This is a genomic window from Streptomyces sp. NBC_01077 (assembly GCF_045162855.1).
Classification (GTDB): Bacteria; Actinomycetota; Actinomycetes; order Streptomycetales; family Streptomycetaceae; genus Streptomyces.
On sequence record NZ_CP108669.1, the window covers coordinates 8,390,195 to 8,411,819 of the forward strand.

21 protein-coding genes are annotated in these 21,625 nt (G+C 73.2%); 7 read left to right on the plus strand and 14 right to left on the minus strand.

Annotated elements, in window-relative coordinates:
* Positions 1-27: 27 nt before the first annotated feature.
* From OG462_RS37830 to OG462_RS37855, 6 genes are all read right to left on the minus strand, one after another.
* Positions 28-804 (minus strand): ABC transporter ATP-binding protein, encoded by a 777-nt coding sequence (locus tag OG462_RS37830; RefSeq protein WP_406064964.1) that lies wholly within the window; start codon positions 802-804, stop codon positions 28-30.
* Positions 801-1,751, minus strand: coding sequence for an ABC transporter permease (locus OG462_RS37835; protein WP_406064966.1), 951 nt, complete (start codon positions 1,749-1,751; stop codon positions 801-803). The genes OG462_RS37830 and OG462_RS37835 overlap by 4 nt, the downstream gene beginning before the upstream one ends.
* A gap of 26 nt (positions 1,752-1,777) precedes the next feature.
* Entirely contained in the window at positions 1,778-3,145 is a 1,368-nt protein-coding gene (locus tag OG462_RS37840) for an ABC transporter substrate-binding protein (RefSeq protein WP_406064967.1), read from the minus strand.
* 14 nt (positions 3,146-3,159) lie between these two features.
* On the minus strand, positions 3,160-3,387 hold the full coding sequence (locus OG462_RS37845) for a ferredoxin family protein (protein ID WP_030313017.1): 228 nt from the start codon (positions 3,385-3,387) through the stop codon (positions 3,160-3,162).
* Positions 3,388-3,427: 40 nt separating this feature from the next.
* Positions 3,428-4,195, minus strand: coding sequence for a GntR family transcriptional regulator (locus OG462_RS37850; RefSeq protein ID WP_406064969.1), 768 nt, complete (start codon positions 4,193-4,195; stop codon positions 3,428-3,430).
* Between the two features lie 167 nt (positions 4,196-4,362).
* Positions 4,363-5,286: a MerR family transcriptional regulator gene (locus OG462_RS37855; protein ID WP_406064971.1), complete on the minus strand. Its 924-nt coding sequence runs from the start codon at positions 5,284-5,286 to the stop codon at positions 4,363-4,365.
* Between the two features lie 187 nt (positions 5,287-5,473).
* Here OG462_RS37855 and OG462_RS37860 point away from each other — a divergent pair, with 187 nt between their 5' ends.
* A complete protein-coding gene (locus OG462_RS37860) occupies positions 5,474-7,036 on the plus strand; it encodes a dienelactone hydrolase family protein (RefSeq protein WP_406064973.1) in 1,563 nt (520 codons plus the stop codon).
* A 65-nt stretch (positions 7,037-7,101) separates the two neighbouring features.
* Here the strand turns inward: OG462_RS37860 and OG462_RS37865 are convergent, their stop codons facing one another.
* From OG462_RS37865 to OG462_RS37885, 5 genes are read right to left on the minus strand one after another with little or no spacing between them, the layout of a single operon-like run.
* Positions 7,102-7,908, minus strand: coding sequence for an ABC transporter ATP-binding protein (locus tag OG462_RS37865; protein WP_406064975.1), 807 nt, complete (start codon positions 7,906-7,908; stop codon positions 7,102-7,104).
* Positions 7,905-8,891 carry an ABC transporter ATP-binding protein gene (locus tag OG462_RS37870; protein ID WP_406064977.1) on the minus strand — a complete coding sequence of 329 codons (987 nt, stop codon included), beginning with the start codon at positions 8,889-8,891 and terminating at the stop codon, positions 7,905-7,907. Before OG462_RS37870 ends, OG462_RS37865 begins: the two co-directional genes overlap by 4 nt.
* A gap of 5 nt (positions 8,892-8,896) precedes the next feature.
* Positions 8,897-9,766, minus strand: a complete 870-nt coding sequence (locus tag OG462_RS37875; RefSeq protein ID WP_406064980.1) for an ABC transporter permease — start codon at positions 9,764-9,766, stop codon at positions 8,897-8,899.
* Positions 9,763-10,716, minus strand: coding sequence for an ABC transporter permease (locus OG462_RS37880; RefSeq protein ID WP_406064982.1), 954 nt, complete (start codon positions 10,714-10,716; stop codon positions 9,763-9,765). Before OG462_RS37880 ends, OG462_RS37875 begins: the two co-directional genes overlap by 4 nt.
* The gene (locus OG462_RS37885; RefSeq protein ID WP_406064984.1) at positions 10,716-12,353 is read right to left on the minus strand and encodes an ABC transporter substrate-binding protein; all 1,638 of its coding nucleotides are present in this window, start codon (positions 12,351-12,353) and stop codon (positions 10,716-10,718) included. Before OG462_RS37885 ends, OG462_RS37880 begins: the two co-directional genes overlap by 1 nt.
* A gap of 130 nt (positions 12,354-12,483) precedes the next feature.
* Between OG462_RS37885 and OG462_RS37890 the strand changes: the two genes are divergently transcribed.
* Positions 12,484-13,602, plus strand: a complete 1,119-nt coding sequence (locus OG462_RS37890) for a LacI family DNA-binding transcriptional regulator (protein ID WP_406064986.1) — start codon at positions 12,484-12,486, stop codon at positions 13,600-13,602.
* Between the two features lie 9 nt (positions 13,603-13,611).
* Here the strand turns inward: OG462_RS37890 and OG462_RS37895 are convergent, their stop codons facing one another.
* Positions 13,612-15,246, minus strand: a complete 1,635-nt coding sequence (locus tag OG462_RS37895) for an amidohydrolase (protein WP_406066867.1) — start codon at positions 15,244-15,246, stop codon at positions 13,612-13,614.
* Between the two features lie 95 nt (positions 15,247-15,341).
* On the opposite strand from OG462_RS37895, the gene OG462_RS37900 reads away from it, so the two are divergent.
* The 4 genes from OG462_RS37900 to OG462_RS37915 all read left to right on the plus strand — a co-directional run bounded on the left by OG462_RS37900 (position 15,342) and on the right by OG462_RS37915 (position 18,168).
* Positions 15,342-16,058 (plus strand): TetR/AcrR family transcriptional regulator, encoded by a 717-nt coding sequence (locus OG462_RS37900; protein ID WP_406064988.1) that lies wholly within the window; start codon positions 15,342-15,344, stop codon positions 16,056-16,058.
* Between the two features lie 135 nt (positions 16,059-16,193).
* Positions 16,194-16,676, plus strand: coding sequence for a MarR family winged helix-turn-helix transcriptional regulator (locus OG462_RS37905; protein WP_406064990.1), 483 nt, complete (start codon positions 16,194-16,196; stop codon positions 16,674-16,676).
* Entirely contained in the window at positions 16,673-17,119 is a 447-nt protein-coding gene (locus OG462_RS37910) for a MarR family winged helix-turn-helix transcriptional regulator (RefSeq protein ID WP_406064992.1), read from the plus strand. Before OG462_RS37905 ends, OG462_RS37910 begins: the two co-directional genes overlap by 4 nt.
* Before the next feature lie 98 nt (positions 17,120-17,217).
* Positions 17,218-18,168, plus strand: a complete 951-nt coding sequence (locus OG462_RS37915; RefSeq protein WP_406064994.1) for a DUF4232 domain-containing protein — start codon at positions 17,218-17,220, stop codon at positions 18,166-18,168.
* 32 nt (positions 18,169-18,200) lie between these two features.
* Here the strand turns inward: OG462_RS37915 and OG462_RS37920 are convergent, their stop codons facing one another.
* Both OG462_RS37920 and OG462_RS37925 read right to left on the minus strand, forming a co-directional pair.
* Positions 18,201-19,538: a hypothetical protein gene (locus OG462_RS37920; RefSeq protein ID WP_406064996.1), complete on the minus strand. Its 1,338-nt coding sequence runs from the start codon at positions 19,536-19,538 to the stop codon at positions 18,201-18,203.
* Positions 19,539-19,801: 263 nt separating this feature from the next.
* On the minus strand, positions 19,802-20,467 hold the full coding sequence (locus OG462_RS37925) for a GPP34 family phosphoprotein (RefSeq protein WP_406064997.1): 666 nt from the start codon (positions 20,465-20,467) through the stop codon (positions 19,802-19,804).
* A 218-nt stretch (positions 20,468-20,685) separates the two neighbouring features.
* Between OG462_RS37925 and OG462_RS37930 the strand changes: the two genes are divergently transcribed.
* Entirely contained in the window at positions 20,686-21,624 is a 939-nt protein-coding gene (locus OG462_RS37930; RefSeq protein ID WP_406064999.1) for a LysR substrate-binding domain-containing protein, read from the plus strand.
* The last annotated feature ends 1 nt before the right edge of the window (position 21,625 follow it).

Here is a 21,625-nt window from a genome sequence, read left to right on the forward strand (position 1 = left end):
GGACCTCCCGCGGACGCTCGGCGGGCCTCAGAGGGAGTCGAGGACGCGGCGGCGCAGCGCGGCCGTGTCCGGCGCCTGCCGCGCTTCCCGCGAGCGCGGGTGCGGCACGTCCAGGACCTCGCCGGTCGCGAACAGAGCGACCCGGTCGCCCAGATGGAGCGCCTCGTCGACGTCGTGCGTGACGAAGACGACGGTCGCGCCCGTGCCCCGCAGGATCTCCACCAGGAGGTCCTGCATCCCGGCCCGGGTGTGGGCGTCGAGCGCGCCGAACGGCTCGTCCATCAGGACGGCCCGGGGGCGTGCCGCGAGGGCGCGGGCCAGCTGGACGCGTTGCCTCTGCCCGCCGGACAGCTGGTGCGGGAGCTTGCGGGCGTGCCCGCCGAGCCCGACCCGCTCCAGCCACTCCTCGGCCGAGCGGCGCCGCTCGGCGCGGGGCACCCGGCGGATGGCGAGCGGCAGTTCGACGTTGGCGCGGACCGAACGCCAGGGCAGCAGCGCGTCGTGCTGGAAGACCAGGGCCCGGTCGGCGGCGGGCCGGCGGATCGGCTCCCCGTCCTGCGTGACGCGACCCTCCAGCGGGGGCAGCAGCCCGGCGAGCGTACGGAGCAGGGTGGTCTTGCCGCAGCCGGAGGGGCCGACCACGGTCAGCAGTTCGCCGGGCGCGATCCGCAGCTCGACGGGGCCGGGCACGGCGACCCCGTCGGGGTGGCCGAGCCGGACTGCGTGCAGGGCGAGTTCCGCACCGGCGGGGGCCGGCACCGTCGTCGGCTTCGCGGACACGGCGGTCGGGCTCACGGTGCTCATGGAACCGGCTCCTTCTCGGGGCGGCGGACACGGGAAGCGGTGGGTACGGGGGTGCTCGTCGTCCGGGCGGGTCCGCCGGCCGGGACCCGGGCGGTCGGGCGCGGCAGCCACGCCGTGACGCGGCGGCCGAGCGTCTCGACCGCGGTCGAGGTGAGCCAGCCCAGGGTGCCGATGGTGGCCATGCCGACGAAGACGCCGGGGTAGTCGACGACCGTGTAGTCCTGCCAGGTGCGGTAGCCCACGCCGTACTCGCCGGAGATCATCTCCGCCGAGATCACACAGATCCACGAGACGCCGATGCCCACCGACAGACCGCCGAAGATCCCCGGCAGGGCGCCCGGCAGCACGACCGAGAACAGCACGCGGGCCCGGCCACCGCCCAGGGTGAGCACCGCCTCCTCCCACACCGGGTCGAGGGCCCGCACGGCGTGCCGGGTCGACACGAGCACGGGGAAGAGGGCCGCGGCGCAGGTGATGAAGACGATGCCCTGCTCGTTGGTGGGCAGCAGCAGGATCGCGACCGGCACCAGGGCGATGGCCGGGATCGGCCGTACCACCTCGACCAGCGGGCCCAGGATGTCGGCGGTCCACCGGGACCGGGCGACGGCCGTCCCGGCCGCCACGCCGAGGACGGCGGCGAGGAGGAATCCGACCGCGATCCGGCGCAGACTGTGCCCGAGATCCTGCCAGTACGCCTCGGTGCCGATCCGGTCCGCGAGGGCGGAGGCGACCTCGACGACCGTGGGGAACTGTTCGAACCGCAGCCACAGATCGACGTCCAGGGACGTCAGCACCTGCCAGAGCCCGAGGGCCGCGAGCGGGGAGGCGATCCGGACCAGACGGCGGCCGGCGGCTCCGGTGCGCGCCTCACGACGACCGGCGGTCCGGACGGGAGCCGCACGGCGTTCCGCGCCCGTGACACCGGTCTCACGGCGTTCCGTGCTCATGACGCCGGTCTCACGGCTTCCCGTGCTCATGACGCGAGCCGCACGGCGTCCGGGTACGGGACGATCCGCGAGCCGGCGTGCCCGGTCACGTACCGCTCGGCGCCCGACCGGGTCACGAAGGCCCGCCAGTCGCCACCGTCCGCGACCCACACCGCCCGGTCCGCGAACCACAGCGTCCCCGTCACCGCGTCCGGCACGTAGGCGGCCCGTACGGAGGCCCCCTTGACGGCCTTGAGGAGAGCGGCGGGGCTGTCGAAGGTACGGGTCGAGCTCTGACCCTTCAGCCACAGCTCGGACCTCGGGGCGCTCGCCTTCGGGTAGGCGGGGTCCGGCACCGCCCGGCGCAGCGGCGCCGTGTCGACGAAGGCGTCCACGTCGACGTCCTCGACCAGACCCGCCTCCTTGAGGACCGGCACGTCCTCCTTGAGCGCTGCGACCAGCTCCGGGCGGAGCGCCGGGTCGAAGGTGGCGATGCCCTGGGCGCCGTTGTAGAGGTAGACCACCTCGGCGGGCAGCCCGGTCTCCTTCGCGACCGACTCGGCGGCGGCCACCGGCCGCGTGCGCAGGTGGTCGGTCGCCCGGTGCTGCGCGCGGAGGAAGGCGTCGAGGACGGCGGGTCGTCGCCGGGCGAACTCCTCCCGGACGGTGACCCCGTGGAAGGTCGGCAGGTTCAGCTCGGCGCCGTCGTACAGGGCCTCGGCCTTGCCCTGGAAGGCGAGCAGACCGGGCCAGGCGACGAACTGGGACAGCGCGTCGACACTTCCGGCCGACAGGGCCGAAGCCCCCACGCTCGGCTGCTGGTTGAGCTTGCGGACATCCTTCGCGGGGTCGATCCCGGCCCGCCGCAGCGCCCGTACGAGGGTGCCGTCGGCGGCCGAACCGACACTGGTGGACACCTTGCGGCCCTTCAGGTCCGCGAGCGACCGCAGCGACGAACCGGGTTTGGTGACCACGGTGTTGAGGCCCCCGTGCAGGTTGTAACCGGTGACCGCGACGAGCCGTGTCGGCTCCTTGAGCTGTTTTCCCCGCGCCGCGTTGATCAACAGCGGGAAGTCGCCCATCGAGCCGATGTCGATCTTCCCCGCCGTCATCTGTGCCGTGATCGGGGCCCCGGTCGCGTAGTCCTGCCAGACCACCCGGTAGGTGACGCCGTCCTTCCGGCCCCGGGCGGCGAGTTCCTCCTCGAAGTAGCCGAGGGAGCGCAACAGGGTTCCGGCGGTCACGGTGTTGATGGTCTTCGACTGGTAGCCGACCGTCACCGTGACCGACTTCCCGTCGGACGAGCCTCCGGCGTCGGTCCCGCAGGCGGCGGCGAGGGGCAGGAGGAGCGCGAGGGGGAGGGCGAGTCGCCCGGCCCTCCGGTGGTGGAGCAGAGGAAGTCTTCCTCGGAACATGGGAGTTCGGCCTTTCACCGGAGCAGGTAGGGCATGTTGACGGTGACCGCGCCGGTGGGGCAGCGGGCGGCGCACGGGCCGCAGTACCAGCACTCGTCCACGTGCATGTACGCCTTGCCGTCCTCCTCGCGGATCGCGAGCGAGTCCAGCGGACACATGTCGACGCAGAGAGTGCATCCGTCGATGCACTTCGACTCGTCGATGGTCACGGGCACGTCGGCGCGCTGAGGGACCAGAGGCATGGCTGTCTCCAGGAAAGGGGTCGGCGGAGCGGGGAGGGGATCAGAGCGAGCGGCGCAGCACGCCGCCCATGGTGATGCGGTCGCCGCGGAACCGGATGAACTCCAGGTCCACCGGCCGCCCGTCGGGCAGACAGGTCAGCCGCTCCAGCATCAGGACGGCGGCCCCGCGAGGGGCCTGGAGCACGGCGGCGGAGTGCGCGTCGGCGTTGACGGCCTCCAGGGTGATCTCGGCGTGCCCGAGCGGGCCGCCGGTCAGCTGCTCAAGGAGCCGGAACACATCCGTGTTCTCCAGGTCGCAGCCGAGGAGTTCACTCCCGATGTCCATCGGGAGGTACGACAGGTCGAGGGAGAGCGGCAGCCCGTTGAGCCGACGCAGCCGCTCGATGCAGAGCACGTCGGAGTGCTCCGGCAGCCCGAGCCGGTGGGCCACCGGGCCCGGCGCGCCGACCGGCCCCACGGTCCGGACCTCGTTGGTGACCCGCCCGTGCTCGCGCAGCGTCTCGGCGAGCCCCTGGAGCCGGTCCAGGCCGTGCGGGTACTTCTCGCACACCACCACCGTGCCGACGCCCGGCTGCCGCTCGACGATCTGCTCGCCGCGCAGCAGGTCCAGGGACTGCCGGACGGTGTTCCGGCTGGCCCGGAAGTCGGCCGCGATCACGTCCTCGAGAGGAAGGATCCCGCCCGGGAAGCCACCCGCCAGGATCTGGTGGCGCAGCAGGTCGGCGAGCTGCCGCGCCCGGTCCGCGCGCAGCCGCCGACGGCGGGCGGCGGCGACGGGGCGGGCGGCGGAAGCGGGTTCGGCGGGCATGGCAAGGAACGTAGCGGCGCGGCGTACCGGATGGTGTTGCGGCAGTATTGCGCCACCTGACGCACCCTACGCACCGCTCTGACCTGCGGCGATGCCGGATGGACGCCGACATCCGCCACCACACCGCCCACCACGTGGACGCCCGGCGGCCCACCATGCGGGAAGGGTCAGCCGGCCTGGGCCTCGACCTGGACGTGGAGAGCGACGGAGAGGTGATGATGGAGGGCGCCGAGGACCGGCTCACCCGGGGCGAACAAGCCGGTGGCGAGCTTCCAGTACCGGGTGATCACGGGCCCGTCGCTCCGGGCGAGCAGCGGGAGGAGCCCGCGCCGGAAGGCGGGCGAGTCCGCCGTCCCGCGCGCGTCGGCGTAGGCGGCGACGAAACAGTGCAGGGCCCCGCCGTCCCGCAGGTCGCGTCCGTCCCGCAGCTCCGCCGACGCCAGGGTGTACGCCTCCGCCAGACCCTCGTACAGCACCGCCAGCCGGTACTCGCCGTCCGGCAGCGGCGGCGCCGGCCGCGACCCCGGCCGGTCGAGGCGCGGATCGGACACCAGCGCGTGCAGCCGGGCGAAGGCGAGGACCTGCGCGGGGCTCGGCTCCTCCGGGAGCTCCGGCACCACCGCGTCGAGAACCATGGACACCACCCGCCCCGGCAGCCGTACCGGCAGGATCCGACGCCAGAACCTGGCCAGGGCCGCCGTGTCGGGCGGCACGGACACCGCCCCGATCAGCCGCAATCGCGCCGCCCGCTCCTCGCCCGTGCAGTCCTGGAGGAGGCGCAACGAGGCCTCGCGCCAGCGCAGCGCGGCCAGTTGGGACCCCAGCTCCCGCAACTGCCCCGCGACGACCTCTTCCAGGGCCTCGTCCCGTTCGAGGACCCGTTCCACATCCGGGACGGGCAGATCCAGGACCCGCAGCGAGCGGATCAGCCGGAGCCGGTCGAGGGCCTCGGGCCCGTAGCGGCGATGCCCGCCGGAGCTGCGCCCCGCCTCGGGCAGCAGACCCCGGTCGGAGTAGTACCGCACGGTCTTCACGGTGGCACCGGCCCGCTCGGCGAGCTCCCCGATGCTCCACAGCGCCTCGGCCACCACGGAGTGAGCCTCCTTCGTGGGCCCTCAGCAGGTGCCCTTCCACATGGTCGGCTTCAGTGTGACGTACGGCGTCCGCGCGAGGTCGACGAATCCGGCCGTCGACCACGCGCCGCAGCTCCTTGAATCTCCCGCAGGGGGAGTTCCTAGCGTGGCGGCGGGACATCCCCGAGGAGTTGAGGAGACGATCATGACCGTTTTCGTGCTGGTGTCCGGCCCCTTCACCGGTGGCTGGGTCTGGGAGGAGACCGTGTCCCGGCTCCGGGCGACGGGCTCGGAGGCGTACCCGGTGACCCTCCCGGGACTGGGTGACCGACGGATCGACAACGGATCCGGCATCGGTCTGGAGACGCACATCCAGGACCTGGTACGGCTGATCGACGGCATCCGGCCGCCCCGGATCGTCCTCGTCGGGCACGGTTACGGGCTCCACCCGGTCCTCGGCGCCGCCGACCGGCGCCCCGAGCGCGTCGCCCGGATCGTCTCCCTCGACACGGGGCTGCCGGAGGACGGCGAGGCCGCGCTGCGCTCCGTACCCGACCCCGAGGTACGGGCGCGGCTCGCGGACGGCGCCGGCGAGGACCACGGGTGGGTCGCGCCGCCGGAGCCCGGCACCTGGTCCCGCTGGGGCAGTACCGAGGGTGTGTCGCACGAGGCACTGGAACGGCTTGAGAGCCTTGCCGCGCCCCAGCCGGTGGGCACGCTCACCCAGCGGCTCCGGCTGACCGGCGCGGCCGCCGGCCTGCCCATCACCGGGGTGCTGTGCACCGCCAACGGGAACAGCGTCGACCTGGTGCAGATGCTGGTGGACTCCGGGCCGCCGCAGTTCCGGGCGCTCGCCGACGACAGGACGCGGTTCCTCGACCTCGACACCGGGCACTGGCCGATGCTCTCCGCGCCCGGGGAGCTGGCCGAGCTGCTGTGCCGGGCGGCGGCGGGGGAGGGGCACCGGGTGACCGCGTCCGAGCCCGTGGACGAGCGGCCGACGCACCTCCTGCCCTTCCTCCTCGACGTACCCGAAGTACCGCGTGAGCGGAGGGGACGGGTGGATCTCCACCTACCGGCCGACGTTCAGCCGCAGGCCGATCTCCACCTCCCGGACGACCTCCACCTCCCGGACGCCGATCGGCCCCGGCCGGCCGTCGTCTTCGTCCACGGCGGCCCCGTCGCCCCCGACCAGCGGCCCACCCCACGGGACACCCCGTTCCTCCTCGGGTACGCCCGCTACGCGGCGAGCCTCGGCGCGGTCGGCGTGACCCTGGACCACCGGCTGTACGGCATCGCCGACTTCGCCCTCGCGGCCGAGGACCTCGCCGAGGCGGTCGCCCTCGTCCGCGCCGATCCGCGCGTCGACGAGGAGCGGATCGCGCTCTGGTGCTTCTCCGCGGGCGGGCTGTTGGCGGCCGACTGGCTGGCCGCGCCTCCGCCGTGGCTGCGCTGTGTGGCGGCGACCTACCCCGTCCTGGCGCCGCTGCCCGGCTGGGGCGCGGTGGAGTCCCGCTTCCGGCCCGTCGATGTCGTGGGTACGGCGGACGGGCCGCCGATCGTCCTGACGCGGGCCGGACGTGAGCATCCGGCTTTCGCGGCGACGGTCGAGGAGTTCCTGACCGCCGCCGCGAGTAAGGGGGCCGACGTCGAGATCGTCGACGTTCCGCACGGCCACCACAGCTTCGAACTGGTCGATCCCACCGAGGAGTCCAGGGCGGCGGTGGAGCGGGCGATGCGAGCCGTCCTCGCGCGGCTGGGGAGCTAGGTCGTGTCCGGAAAGCAGCGTCGTCTGCCCGCGGGCCAGGCGGGACTTTCCGGACACGACCTGGGTCAACGGCCCGCCGGCCGCCGGCCGCGCCGGGGAACGGAGTCCAGGAGCAGCCGGGTGTACGGGTGTTCCGGGGCGTCCAGGACTCGCGCAGTGGGGCCCGACTCCACGACCCTGCCGGACTTGAGCACCAGGACCTCGTCGGCGACGTGCCGGACCACCGCCAGGTCATGGGTGACGAACAGGTAGCTGATCCCCGACGCGCGGCGGATCGCGCCGAGGAGTTCGAGTATCTGAGCCTGGATCGACACGTCGAGCGCCGCGACCGCCTCGTCGAGGACGAGGACGCGGGGCTCCACGGCCAGCGCGCGGGCGATCGCCACGCGCTGCCGCTGCCCGCCGGAGAGGCCGCGGGGGAGGGCCGAGGCCTCGCGTGCCCCCAGGCCGACCTGGTCGAGGAGTTCGGCGACGCGCGCCCGGCGGCCCGTACCGTCGAGTCCGGAGTGGAGGCGCAGTACCTCGTCCAGGCAGCCGGACACGGTCACCCGGGGGTCGAGCGACAGGTACGGGTCCTGGAAGACCATCTGGATCTCCCGGGCCCTGGCCAGGCGTTCCGCCCGGCCCCGGGGGCGGGCGGAACGGTCCCGGCCGTGCAGGCGGACGGTGCCGCCGTCCGGGCGCTCCAGGCCGACGAGCATCCGGACCGTGGTCGTCTTGCCGCTGCCCGACTCCCCGACGAGGGCGAGACAGGAGCCCGGTGCCAGGGCGAAGGACACGCCGTCGACCGCCGAGTGGTCCCCGTACCGCTTGTGCAGGCCTTCGACGACCAGCCCCTCGACGACCGGTGCCTTCGTTGCTGAGGCGGTCACAGCGCGATCCCTTCGTCGGCGCGGTGGCAGGCGGCGAGTCCGTCGCCGTGCCGGGCGAGTACGGGCTTCTCCTCGGAGCAGCGGGGCAGCGCGTGGGCGCAGCGCGCCGCGAAAGCGCAGCCGGGCGGAGCCTCGGCGAGCGAGACGGGACGTCCCGGGATGGGCCGCGGCGCCGGGGCGCCCGGTTCGATGCTCGGCGTGCAGGCGAGCAGCCCCGCCGTGTACGGGTGGCGCGGCCGGTCGAACAGCTCGTCGGTGGACCGGGTCTCCACGATCCGGCCCGCGTACATGACGTACACCCGGTCGCAGACGGCGGCGGCCAGTTCGAGGTCGTGGGTGACGAAGAGCATGCCCGTGCCGCGTTCGGCCCGCAGCCGGGTGAGGATCCCGACGATCTCGGCCTGGGTCGTCACGTCCAGGGCGGTGGTCGGTTCGTCGGCGACGAGCAGTGCGGGTTCGGCGGCGAGCGCCGCGGCGATGACCACCCGCTGGAGCATGCCGCCGGAGAACTCGTGCGGCCGGCGGCGCAGGGCGCCGTGCGGGTCGCGGATGCCGACCGCTTCGAGGAGCTCCAGGGCCCGCCCGGTCGCCGTGGCGGCCGGGGTGCCGGCCGCGCGCAGCCCCTCGGTGAGGAAGTCGCCGACGCGGCGCAGCGGGTTCACGGAGGCCCGCGGGTCCTGGAAGACCATCGAGACCTGCCGGGCCCGCAGCGCGGCCAGCTCCGTACGGTTCATGGTGAGCACGTCCCGGCCGGCGACCCGGACCTCACCGCTGGTGCGCGAGCCCCCGGGCAGCAGTCCGAGGACGCTGCGGCAGGCCACCGACTTGCCGGAGCCGGACTCGCCGACCAGGCCGACGCTCTCCCCGGGGCCGACCCGCAGGCTGACGCCGTCGAGGATCGGCCGCGCGGCCCGGTCGTCGGGGAGCCGGACCCCGAGGCCGTCGATCTCCAGGACCGGGGTCGTGTCCCGCTGTTCCCTCATGCCGTTCACCGCTCACGCTTCGCGATCCGGTCGGCGAGCCCCTCGCCGACGATGCCGAACGCCACCACGGCGAGCACGATGCACGCGGAGGGCGCGAGGGCCGGCAGCATCGCCCCCTGCTGGACGGCCGACTGGCCTTCGTTGATCATGGCGCCCCAGTCGGCGGTCGGCGGCTGCACGCCGAAGCCGAGGTAGGAGAGGGCCGCCAGGTCCATCAGCGCGTACCCGAAGTTCATCGCGGACTGGGCGAAGACGGTGGGGGCGATGTTCGGCAGCAGATGGCGCAGGCAGACGGTCCAGCCGGACCAGCCCTGCACCCGGTACGCGTCGATGTACGGACGAGCCTTCTCCTGGCGGGCGATGCCGCGTACGAGCCGTCCCACGTACGGGGTGTAGGCCACCGCCATGGCGATCACCGGCGCGGTCATCCCGGAGCCGACGACGGTCACGAGCAGGATGGCGAGGAGCAGCCCGGGGATCGCGAAGACCATGTCCATCGAGCGGGACAGGATCGTGTCCGCCCAGCCGCCCCGCCAGGCCGCCACGACGCCGATCAGGGTGCCGAGGAGGGTGGAGACGGCGACGACGAGCAGCGGTCCGAGGAGTCCGGTGCGGGCGCCGTGGAGCAGCCGGGACAGGATGTCGCGCCCGGACTGGTCGGTGCCGAGCAGATGGTCGGCACCGGTCCCGACGAGGCTCGACGAGAGGTCGACGGCCTCGGGGTCGTACGGGGCGAGGACGGTGGCGAGGAGGGCGACCAGGACGAGTGCGATGAGCACCGCGACCGAGACGGTGAACAGGGGGCCCTGGCCGAGGCCGCGCAGTCGGCGGAGTCCGGGCCTGCGGTACGGCACCGAGGAGGTGGTGGTGGTCATGAGGAGCCTTCCCCGTGGAGCGACAGCCGGGGGTCGATGAGGGGCGCGAGCAGGTCGACGGCGAGGTTCACGAGGACGAAGGCGGCGACGCTGAGCAGGGTGATCGCCTGCACGACCGCGAAGTCCTGGGCCGTCACCGACGACACGAGCAGCGAGCCGAGCCCGGGCACGTCGAACGCGGTCTCGACGATCGAGGTGCTGATGAGGAGGCCGGCGAGCATCGTGCCGCCGACCGTGACGACCGGACCGAGGGCGTTGCGCAGGACGTGCCGGCGGACCACGGTCCGGCCCGCGACGCCACGGGCGCGGGCCACCTCGACGTGCTCCCGGCCGAGCTCGTCGAGCATCGCGGAGCGGGTGACCCGGGCGAGCAGCCCCGCGAAGGTCATCGCCAGGGCGAAGGCCGGCAGGGTCAGGTGGTGGATCTGCTGGGAGAACCCCACCGGGGTGCCGCCGGGGCCGGGGAACCAGCCCAGCTGCACCGAGAAGAGCGACACGAGCACGATGGCGCTCACGAAGGACGGGGTCGCCGTGGCGACACCGGTGCCGATGAGCACCGTCCGGTCCAGCGGGCCGGGGCGCAGCGCGGCGAGGATGCCGGACCCGACGCCGATCAGCGTGACGAGCAGCGCCGCGTACGCGACGAGCAGCGCCGTGCTGGGCAGCCGGGAGCCGATGAGGTCGGCCACGTCCTGGTGGAACTGGGCGGAGGTGCCGAAGTCGCCGGTGAGGACGCCGCCGAGCCACTTCGCGTACTGGACGGCCAGCGGGTCGTCCAGGTGGTACTGGGTGCGTAGGGCCGCCACGGCCTCGGGCGTCGCGGGGCGGCCGTGGAGCAGGAAGGTCACCGGGTCGCCGGGGGCCAGGTGGATGGCGCCGAAGACCACGAGAGAGGTCACGAACAGCACCGCCACCAGCCCGAGGAGCCGGCCGACGAGGTATCGGGTCATTACTTCGCGGCCCCGATCGTCGCGGCCCACGGGTAGTACAGCTGGGCGATGCCGGTGGGGGCACCGGTGATGCGCTTGCCGAGGAAGACGTTGTAGGGCGCCTCGTACACGGGGATGCTCGGCAGCTCGCGCAGCGCGATCTTCTGGAGCTCGGCGGTCTTCTCGGCGCGCTTGCCCGGGTCGGGCTCCGAGTTGGCGCGGTCGAAGGCGACGTCGTACTCGGCGTTCGACCAGTTGCCGTAGTTCCCGAAGTCCCCGGTGCGGAAGTACTGGTAGAACTCCAGCGGGTCGGGCGTGTTGTCGTACCCGTTGGTGATCACCAGGTCGAGACCGGCGCGGGCGTCGGGGTCGACGAAGATGCTGCTGTACGCCTCGGGGGCGACGGACTTCAGCTTGACGTCGAGGCCGATCTGCCGGCCGGCGGCCTGCACGGCGGTGGCGACGATGCTGATCTCGGGGGCGAGCGTGCTGGTGACCAGGGTGATGGTGCGACCGGAGGCGCCGGCCTCCCGCACGAGCTTCTTCGCGGCCTCGACGTCGTAGACGGGCTCGGGCAGCGTGTCGTACAGCTCGGCGGTCTTCTCCGGGGCGAGCGACCAGGCACCGCGCGCGGCGGGGGCCTTCGCGGGGACGCCGACACCGCCGGCCGCGGCCTTGACGATGTTCTTCCGGTCGAGGGCCATGGAGAGGGCCTGGCGGACCTTGAGGTTGCCGAGCGGGCCGTGGAGGTCGAGGACGGCGAGGTCCGCGGCGGCGGTGTTCGGGCCGAAGAGCAGCGTGCCCTTGCCGCTGGTGCGGAGCTGCTGGATCGAGGACGTGGGCACCATGTACCCGCCGTCGGCGGTGCCGGAGAGCATGGCGCTGGTGCGCGCCGCCGGGTCCTCGATGAAGGTGAACTTGACGGACTCCGACTTGGGCGCGAGCTTCGGGTCCCAGTAGGCGGCGTTCTTCTTCAGGGTGATGCCGGAGCCCGCGTCCCAGGATTCGAGGGAGAAGGGGCCGGTGCAGTTCACGCCGCCCTTGGGGGTGCCGTAGTCCTTGCCGGCCTTCTTCAGGTACGCGGCGCTCTCGATGGTGCCGGGGGAGGCGGCCATCAGCTCGTGCAGCAGGACGTCGGCCTTGCCGAGGCGGAGGGTCACCTCCAGCGGGCCGGTCTTCTCGATGGCGTCGACGTTCTTGAAGGCCGATCCCCACGGCGAGCCGGTTGCCGGGTCCATCTGGCGCTTGAGAGAGGCGACGACGTCGTCGGCGGTCATGGTCGTGCCGTCGTGGAACTTCACCCCGGAACGCAGGGTGTAGACGAGCGTGCGCGGGTCGGGCTGCTTGTACGCGACCGCGAGACCGGGCTCGATCTTCATGTCGGGCGTGACCCGGAAGAGCTGCTCGCACACGTTCGCGAGCACCGTGTTCGGCGGGTAGTCGTACGCGAGGGCGTAGTCGAGCGTGTACGGCTCGGCGTACAGGGACCAGGTGAACGAGTCCAGGGAGCCCTTCGCGGGCGGCGAGGTCGGGGTGACCTCGTAGCCGGCGCCGCCGTCGGGGGCGGCCTGGGGCTTCGTGGCGCCGGAGCAGGCGGCAGTCGTGGCCGCGAGGGCGGCGGTACAGGTGAGGAGCGCGATGGTTCTCGACATGCGCATGCAGACCCACCCCTTTACGGGTGTAGTGACGGGCGCTGGGGGATGGAGCGAGTATTAATGCGGGAACGTTCCCGCACAAGGTCTTGCGGGAACGGTTTTGCAAAGGTCAGGAGGGTGGCAACATCGGTTCATGACCTCTGGATCACGGCACGGCGGGCAGCCCTCTTCACCCACCCCGCGCGTCCGCCTCGTCGACGTCGCCCGCGAGGCGGGCCTGTCCAAGACGACCGTCTCGGCAGCTCTCAACGACACCGGAAGGCTCTCTCCCGAAGTGCGGGAGAAGGCCCGCGAGACCGCGCGCAGAATGGGCTACCGGCCCAATGCCACCGCGCGCCAACTACGCGCGGGTCGAGCCAGGTTGATCGGATACGTGGTCGGCGAACCGGCCGACGTCTCCTCGGTCTTCCTGGAGTCGCCGTACTTCGCCCGGCTGACCGGGGCCACGGCGGCGACCGCACTGCGACGCGGCTACGCCATGGTCCTGCTGCCCTCCGGGTCCCTGCAGAGCGAGTGGGCCGACCTGCCGCTCGAGGCCGTGGTCGTCACCGATCCCGGTGCCGACGACCGGATCGTCGACGACGTGCTCGCCGCAGGCATCCCGGTCTTCAGCGACCGCTCCGTGGAGGGGCGGCCCGGGGCGCACTGGGTGGACGTCGACACCGACGCGGCCGTGCGCTCCGTTCTGGACCACTTCCGGGAGCAGGGCGCCCGGAGGCCCGTCCTCGTCGTACCCGACAGCACCACCCGCTTCCATGCCGAGGTCTTCGCCGCCCACCGGGTGTGGTGCGCGGAGCACGGCCTGCCGGAGCGTGTCGTACGGGTCGGGGCACCCGGCAACGGACCGGTGGTCCGCGCCGTCGAGACCGCCCTGGCGGGAGCTCCGGAGGCCGGTGGAGACCCTTCTGATGGAGGTGGCAGGTCTGATGGACGTGACAGGTCTGACGGAGGAGGCCGGCCTGACGCCCTCCTCGTCGTCGCCGAGGCGAGCCCGCCCCTCGTCCTGGACGCGGCCCGCCGCCACGGCTACGACGTACCCGGCGATCTGCTCCTCGTCTGTGTGAGCGAGGACGTCACGGCCGAGCACACCGAGCCGCCCGTGACCACCCTGAGTCTGCGGCCCGAGGCGATCGCGGAGGCCGGCATCGACCACCTGGTGAGGGTTCTGGAGCGCGGCAGCCAGGAGCCGGCCGGGACGCTCGTCCCGACCCGCCTCGATGTACGGGCTTCCTCGGTACGCAAGCACGGCTAGACCGCCCGGTCAGCTCGCGTGGACGAGCTTGCCGCCGACGTAGGTCCGCTCCACTCGGGCCCGGCCGATCTCCTCCGGCGGAGCCGTCAGGATGTCGCGGTCCAGGACCACGAGGTCGGCGAGGTTCCCGGGGCGCAGGCTGCCCGCGTCGTCGTGACCGTTCACGTGCGCGGTGCCGGCGGTGTAGGCGGCCAGCGCGGTCGGGAGGTCGAGCCGCTGCTCGGGGTAGAAGACCGGCGCGTCGGCGGATTCGGGGTCGCGGCGGTTCACGGCCACGTGGATGCCCGCGATCGGGTCGGGACTGCTGACGGGCCAGTCGCTGCCGGCGGCGAGCGTGGCCCCGGCGCGGACGAGATCGCCGAAGGGGTACTGCCAGGCGGCGCGCTCCGTGCCGAGGAACGGGATCGTCAGCTCGTCCATCTGCGGCTCGTGGGCCGCCCACAGGGGCTGGATGTTGGCGATGGCGCCGAGCGCGGCGAACCGGGCCAGGTCGCTGGGGTGGACGACCTGGAGGTGGGCGAGGTGGTGGCGGTTGCCCCGACGGCCGTTGGCCTCCGTCGCGGCCTCGATCGCGTCGAGGGCCTCCCGGACGGCCCGGTCGCCCAGGGCGTGGAAGTGCACCTGGAAGCCGAGGGCGTCGAGCTCGGTCACGTAGCCGCGCAGCGCGTCCGGGTCGACGAAGCTCAGGCCGGAGTTGGCGGTGGCGCAGCCGCAGCCGTCCAGGTACGGGGTGGTCATCGCGGCGGTGAAGTTCTCCGCGACACCGTCCTGCATGATCTTGATGGAGGTCGCACGGAACCGGCCGGCGTTCAGCTTCTCGCGCCGCGCGACCAGTTCGGGGATCTGCTCGGCGCCGCGCTCCCGGTCCCACCAGAGAGCCCCGGTCACCCGGGCGGTCAGCGTGCCGTCGAGCGCGGCCGTCATGTAGGCGTCGGAGGGGTCGGGCTGCCCGTGGAACTCCCCGAGCATCGCGTCCTGCCAGCCGGTGACGCCGAGGGAGTGCAGCAGCGACTGGGCGCGGTAGAGCCCGGCGAGGCGGTCCGCGTCCGACATCGGCGGCACCAGGTGGCCGACGAGGCCGGCGGCGCCCTCCTGGAGCATGCCGCTGGGGGTGCCGTCCGCCTCGCGCTCGATGCGGCCGTCGGCGGGGTCGGGGGTGTCGGCGGTGATCCCCGCCAGCTCCAGCGCCCGCGTGTTGGCCCAGGCGCCGTGGTGGTCACGGTTCGACAGCAGGACCGGCCGGTCCTGGACGACCGAGTCGAGCAGCTGCCGGGTCGGCAGACCGCCCTCGAAGCTCTCCATCGACCAGCCGCCGCCGGAGATCCACTCACGGTCCGGGTTCGCGTCCGCGTAGGCACGGACCAGGCGCAGGTACTCGTCGACGCTCACGGTCTCCGACAGGTCGCACTGGGCGAGCTCCGCCCCGGCGAACACCGCGTGGACGTGGGCGTCCTGGAAGCCCGGGAGCAGCAGCTTCCCCGTCAGGTCGACGACCTCGGTGTCCGGGCCGATGAGCTCGCGCACCTCGTCGTGGCCGACGGCGGCGATCCGGTCGCCGATGACGGCGAGAGACGTCGCCCGGGTACGGGCCGGGTCCACCGTGAAGACGGGACCGCGGGTGAAGACCAGATCGGCCTTGGCCATGCGCATGCTCCAGAACGTGAGGCGGCGAGGGGTTGGGCGCTATGGAAGCGGCAAGGGCGTTTACACGTCAATGGTGTTGACGTAAGGTCCCGGCCATGTCCGAACGCGTGGTCCCCGAAGGCAATCGCCGGCGCCGTCGCCCGACCAAGCAGGGTGCCGTCCTCTCGGAGCAGCTGATCGTCGACACGGCGCTCCGCCTCGTCGCCCAGCACGGTGCCGACGCCCTGTCGGTACGGAGGCTCGGCGCCGCGCTCGGCGCCGACCCGAGCGCGCTCTACCGCTACTTCCGCAACACGGACGCCCTCCTCCTCGCGATCGCGGACGAGCTGATCGGCCGGGCGCAGGACGGGTGGACGGCGACGGGCGACTGGCGGACGGACCTCCGCTCGATGGGGCTGCGGATCCACGCGCGCTACCTCTCCCATCCGCAGGCCGCGGTCCTCGGGGCGTACCGCACGACGGGGCGACCGCACGAGACCCGCGCCGTCGAGCGGATCCTCGGCATCCTGCGTACCTCGGGCTTCCCGGACGGCCTCGCGGTCCGGATCTACCACGCCTTCGTCGATCAGGCCCTCGCCTTCGCGGCCCAGGACGCGGCCGCACTCGCCCTGCCGCCCGCCGCGCGGGAGAAGGAGGCGGAGGTCTGGCACGCGGTGTACGGCAAGCTGCCGCCCGACACCCACCCGCACGTCGCCGCCACGTTCCCCCGGCTCGCCGCCGACATGCAGGGCAGCGGTTACCCGTTCGCCCTGGAACTCCTCCTCGCCGGGGCGGCGGCGCTCCACCCGGAGGCGGGCTCCACGAGCGCGTGAGCGGCGCGATCGCTACTCCGCCCGGCTCACCGAGTGTGCGGCCGGCCGGGTGTGCGGCTGAGTGAATGCTCGGCTGCTCGACGCTCGCGGGGAAAATAGTAGCCATGTACATAGTAGCCATGTACCGTATTCAAAGTGAGTTCAACAGCCAAGGGCGCCACCGCGGGATTCCTCGTCTGGCGCTTGTCGATGAAGTGGCGGGTGGCGGTCGACCGGGCGGTCGCGCCGCTGGGTCTGACTCATGCCCAGTACGTGTTCATGGCGTCGTTGTACGGCATGTCGCGCTCCGGGCTGCGGCCCAGTCAGCGTGGGCTCGCCGACCGGACGGGCCTGGAGCCGCTGTACGTCTCCAAGCTCGCCCGCGCCCTGGAGGCCTCCGGCCTCGTCGCCCGCACCCGGGACCCGAACGATCCGCGCGCCATGCAACTGTCGCTCACCGAGCAGGGGCTCGACGTCACACGCCGGGCGATCAAGATCGTCCAGCGCCTTCTGGACCGGTTGCTGGAGCCGCTCGGGGGGCAGGACAGCCCGCGTGCACGGGAGTTCACCCGCGAACTGGCGACCTTGCTCGACGCACCTCTTGATCCGCACACCGAGAACGACGAGGAGCAGTCATGACCACCACCGCACCCAGTGTCAACGGCCGGGTTCTGGCCCTGGCACACCATGCCGGACGCGCCCTCCTGGAGGGCGTGCTGGCCGACCACGGCATCACCTTCCACCAGAGTGTGACGCTCCGGGCCGTCGTGACCGCGGGCGAGTCCACCGGCCGCGAGGAGCTCGTGGGCGACGTCACCGGTTCACTGAAGACCGACGCGTCGGTCGTACGCGGCGTCATCGAGGAGCTGACGGCGGCGAAGCTGCTGGAACAGGACCCGGAGGAGCCGACGCGGCTGCGACTCACCGACTCCGGACGGGAGTTGTACGAGGTCTCCTCCGCCGAGTCCGCCGGGATCGCCGCCCGGCTGTACGGCGGCATCCCGGCCGAGGACCTGGCGGTCGCGGGCCGCGTACTGACCCTGATCACGGACCGCGCGAACGCGGAGCTGGCCGGCGCCTGACGCTCCGTACGGTCGGTTCGCATTCACGTGCCCGTTCGGTACGGGGAGGGTGGTGTGCGTCATGGCCGGAGGGCCCCGGCTTCTGATCAACTCCTCCCATGCGCCTCACCCGCCTCACCCGTCTCAACGGCTTGCCCCTCGCCGTCGCCGGTCTCCTCCTGCTCACCGCCTGTGGAACCGAGCAGCCGGGGGCCGACTCCGCCGGCCCCACCTCACCGCCCGCGTGCGGGCCCGGGGCCGACCCCTCCGAGGCCACCCGCGTACCGGAGGCATCCGCCTCGCCGGCCCAGGACGGCGTCACGATCATCGGGACCGGCTCCGGAGGCGCCGGCTCCGGAGCCCGTCCCTGTGCGGCGTACTCCGTCACCAGCCGGGAGACCGAGCCCTTCACCTACGTCGTCACGGTCGGGTTCCTGTCGGACACGGGCCAGGCCCTCGCCGACGTCGAGGACACGGTCCAGGCCGTCGCCCCCGGAAAGACCGTCCGGCGTACGGTCACCGCCCCCGACCTTCCCCCGGACGCTCCCGCCGGAAGGGGCCGTGCGCGGATCGTGAAGGTGCGGAGCCTCCCGGCCTCCGAGGCGCCGAGCGCAGGCGGTACCTGCCCGTCCACGGGCCTGCGGGTGTACGCCGACGAAGGCGACGCCGCCATGGGTCTTCGCGTCGTCGGCCTCCACCTGGAGAACTGCGGCACCCGGCCGTACCGGCTCAGCGGCTACCCCCGTGTCGAGATCCGCGACGAGGACCACGACCGCGTCGGAAGCGTGTCGATCGTCCAGGGCGGCGAGGCCATCGCCGGAGGCACCGGCGCGGACGGGCCGCCGCGGCAGCTCGAACTGCGGCCGGGTGAGCGCGCCCACGCCGGTCTGGTCTGGCGCAACACCGTCGAAGGGGGAGCCGGCGATCCCGTGAACGCCCCCTACGCGCGCGTGTGGGCGAAGCCCGGCGCGGCCCCGGTGACGGTGATCCCCGAGCTCGACCTCGGCACGACGGGGAAGCTCGGCGTCGGACCCTGGAAGAAGGACGAGGGCCAGGGCGGGACGGGCTGACCCGGGTCCTCCCTTCCCCCCCCCGCAACGCGTCACGGATGCGAGAACACGCCCACCATCCGGGTGTCCGGGTTGCTGCTCATCCCCACGATCGCGCCCCCGTCGGCGCGGTTGGCACGCGCGTGCGTGCCCGCGTACCCCTCGTCCGTGAGGAAGATGCCGAGCGCCGCGATCCAGTCGTCGACGGAACCGCTCTCCGGGTCGTACACCGGCTCGGGGCGCGGTACGACCCGCTCCTGCGCCACGTAACCGCCGCGCTCGACGGCGACGCGCAGCGCCTTGTCCCAGTCGGCGGCCGTGGACTCCCAGCCGACGAAGGTGTCCAGACCGCCGTACCCGGCGCCCGGCTTGAGGATGAGCCGCTCCCTCCGCTCCCGGCAGAGGTCGATCAGCTCGGCGGGAGCGGTGGCGCCGAGCGTACGGCTCCACGGCAGGACCCTTTCGATCAGGGCCCGTTCGCCGGCGTCGAAGGAGCCGCTCCGGCGCGGGTCGGTGAGCAGCGCGAGGGCGCTCTTGTTCGCGTAGAAGCCGCTGTCGAGCGAGGTGAACAGTACGGTCCTGCCGGCCTCATGGGCGCGGAAGAACGGTTCCGCGACCCCGGGACCCTCCGGGTCTTCGAGCAGCTGACTCGCCGCGAAGTTCCGCAGCACCAGGTCGAGCGGGGTGCCGTCCAGGGTGAGTTTGCCGTCGGCCCGGGTGCGTACGTCGCCGATCTCGCCGATCCGCACGTCGAGGCCCTGCTCGGCCATCGCCTCCACCGTGGCGCGCATCAGCCTCCCGTACGGGGCGACGCCGCCGCGCCCCTCGATCAGCCCGACCACCGGGTCCCCGCCACCGGACAGCGCGGGCTCGGCACGGTCGCGCAGGACGGCGGCCGTCCGAGCGGCGATGTCCACATGGTCGAGCCGGTGCACGCGCGCGAAGTCGGCGAACTCCGGGACCCGCAGCAGCCGCTGGTTGAACACGGCCATGTCGACACCGCCGACCTCGCTGCCGAGGTTCAACTCCAGGAGCTTGTACGAGGTGCCGTCGTGGTACGCGTCCGCGCGGCCGAACCTGGCGGGCACGCCGGAACCGCCCCGGCGGAGCAGCGCCGCGAGCGCGGGTTCGATCCCGACCTCCGCCGCGTACCGGTCGAGGTCCCCGTCGAAGAGCCGGAGCGGCAGCGACACGAGCAGCTCGAAGAGTCCCTCCAGATCGCGCGCGAAGGCGGCCGTCTCCGTGGCCCGCACGAACCAGGGCCGGGGCAGCAAGTGCGCGCGCCAGGCCTCCTCGAAGGCCGGCGGCAGCTCGGCCCGCGCCACGGCCCCGGCGAGCCCGCTGTTCCCGCGCAGGCACTCGTCCACGTATGTCCGGCTCAGATCGGTCATCTGCGTCGCTCGCTCCCCTGAAGGATCGGGTACGTGTGCGGAAGGCGAGCAGACTACCGCGCGGCCCTCGGCGCTCGCCGCTCGCGCGCCCGGCGCCTGGGGAGCGGGCCAGATCGCGGCGCCGGAAGGTGACGGTCGGCGTTAGCGGAACGTGAGTGAGACGTGAGCGGCGGCGGGGAGAGTGGTGCCGGACCCGGGGCGGGCCGTGGGGGCCCGCCCCGGGTCCACCTCCGTACGGCGTCGGGGAGCGCCCCCGTCGGTCGTCAGCTGGTGACCGTCACCATCGTGGCGACCGTGACCGCCACCATCGCGGCCTGCATGTCACGGATCGCCCGGCGCACGCCCTCCGCGGCCCACTGGCCGGCCGTGAGCTCCTCCAGGCGGGACGTGACCTCCTTGCGCGGCAGGTCGGGGAAGGCGAGGCGGTGGAGCTTGGCGCCGTGGATCAGGGCGAGGAGACCCGTGGTGCGGGCGCTGTGGGTGGGACCGGTGACGAGCACCGCGTGCAGCCTGGCCCGCAACTCGCGCTCGACGGAGGCGTCCGCCTCCGGATAGCGGGCGACGGGGAAGAGGCCCATCACCCGCTGCCGCTCCTCACGTATCAGGCCGCGCTCGCGGAGGCTCGCGACCGTGGCCTTCACGGCCTTGGTGTGGTCCTTCGTCAGCCACTCGGTGACCTTCGGGGCCTTGCCCTTCTTCGCGCACCAGGTGTCGACCTGCCGCAGCCGCTCGTCGAGCAGCGGCACCTCGGTGGGCGTCGCGTCCGTCACCCGCAGCCTCCCGTCGTCGACCGACACACGCCCGGCCAGCACGAGATCGAGCAGGATGCCGCCCGCCACGGCCCACGCGGCGGACTGCCGTTCCTTCGCGACCCCGGACACGTCGTCCAGGGACAGCAGCATGATCTCCTCCGCGAGCGTGACCGCCACCCCGTACCCCTTACCTTCCGCAATGCGCGCGTGTGCGGTGCCACGGGACGGTCGACCGTCCCAGGGCACCCTTCGCCCCTGAGGACGACCGGAGTACCTCGACGGTTCCCTGGACCGGGCCGTCGGCCGCCGTGACCTGCGTCGTTCCGGACGAGCGGGGGCATTCAGGCCCCGCTTTGGTCTGGACCGCGGCGGGCCGGGGCGTCAAGCTCTCGATTATGGACTTGGAGTTGCGCCACCTCAAGACGATCCGGGCCATCGCGGACGCGGGGAGTCTCACACGTGCCGCGACCGCGCTCGGGCTCGCGCAGCCGGCGCTCAGTGCTCAGCTCAAGCGGATCGAACGGGCTCTGGGCGGCGCCCTGTTCGAGCGCGGACGGGAGGGCGTACGCGCCACGGCGCTCGGCGACCTGGTGCTCGACCGGGCGCGCGTGGTGCTGCCCGCCGTCTGCGAGCTGCAGGAGGAGGCGGTGCGGTTCGCCCGGGGTGGGGCGGAGGGCTACCGACTCGGCGGTACCCACGGGCCGCTGCTCGGAGGCCTGGTCGATCGCATCGCGCGCCACGACCCCGGTGCCCCCGTCACCACGTACATCTCGTGGTCGGAGCGGGAGATCGCCGGCGGGGTCGCCGACGGCCGCCTCGACTTCGCCCTGGTCGGGGTCTGCGGGGAGAGCGGCCCGCCCGAGGCGGGACGGCTGGCGTGGACGGAGGTCGCCCGCGACCCGGTGTACGTGATGCTGGCCGCCGACCATCCGCTGGCGCCCCGCGCCGAGATCGACCTGGCCGAACTGGCGGCGGAGGCCTGGACCGATGTGCCGGGCGACGGCTGCTTCGGCGACTGTTTCGCGGCCGCGTGCGTACGAGCCGGGTTCACTCCGGCCTGTGTGTACGAGACGGACACCGCCTCCTGTGTGCACCTGGTGCAGGTCGGCCGGGCCGTCGGTCTCTGCCGGGCCACCTTCCCCGTCACACCGGGCCTCGTCACCCGCCCGCTCGCGGGCGCCCCGCTGATGTGGCGGCACCTGCTCGGCTGGCATCCCGAAGGGCGCGGTGCCTCCCGGTCCGCCGCCGTCCTCGGCCACACCCGGGCCGTCCATGCCGAGGCGCTCGCGACCAGCGCGGGCCGGGTGCACGCGGGGGTGGCACCCCCGGCATAAC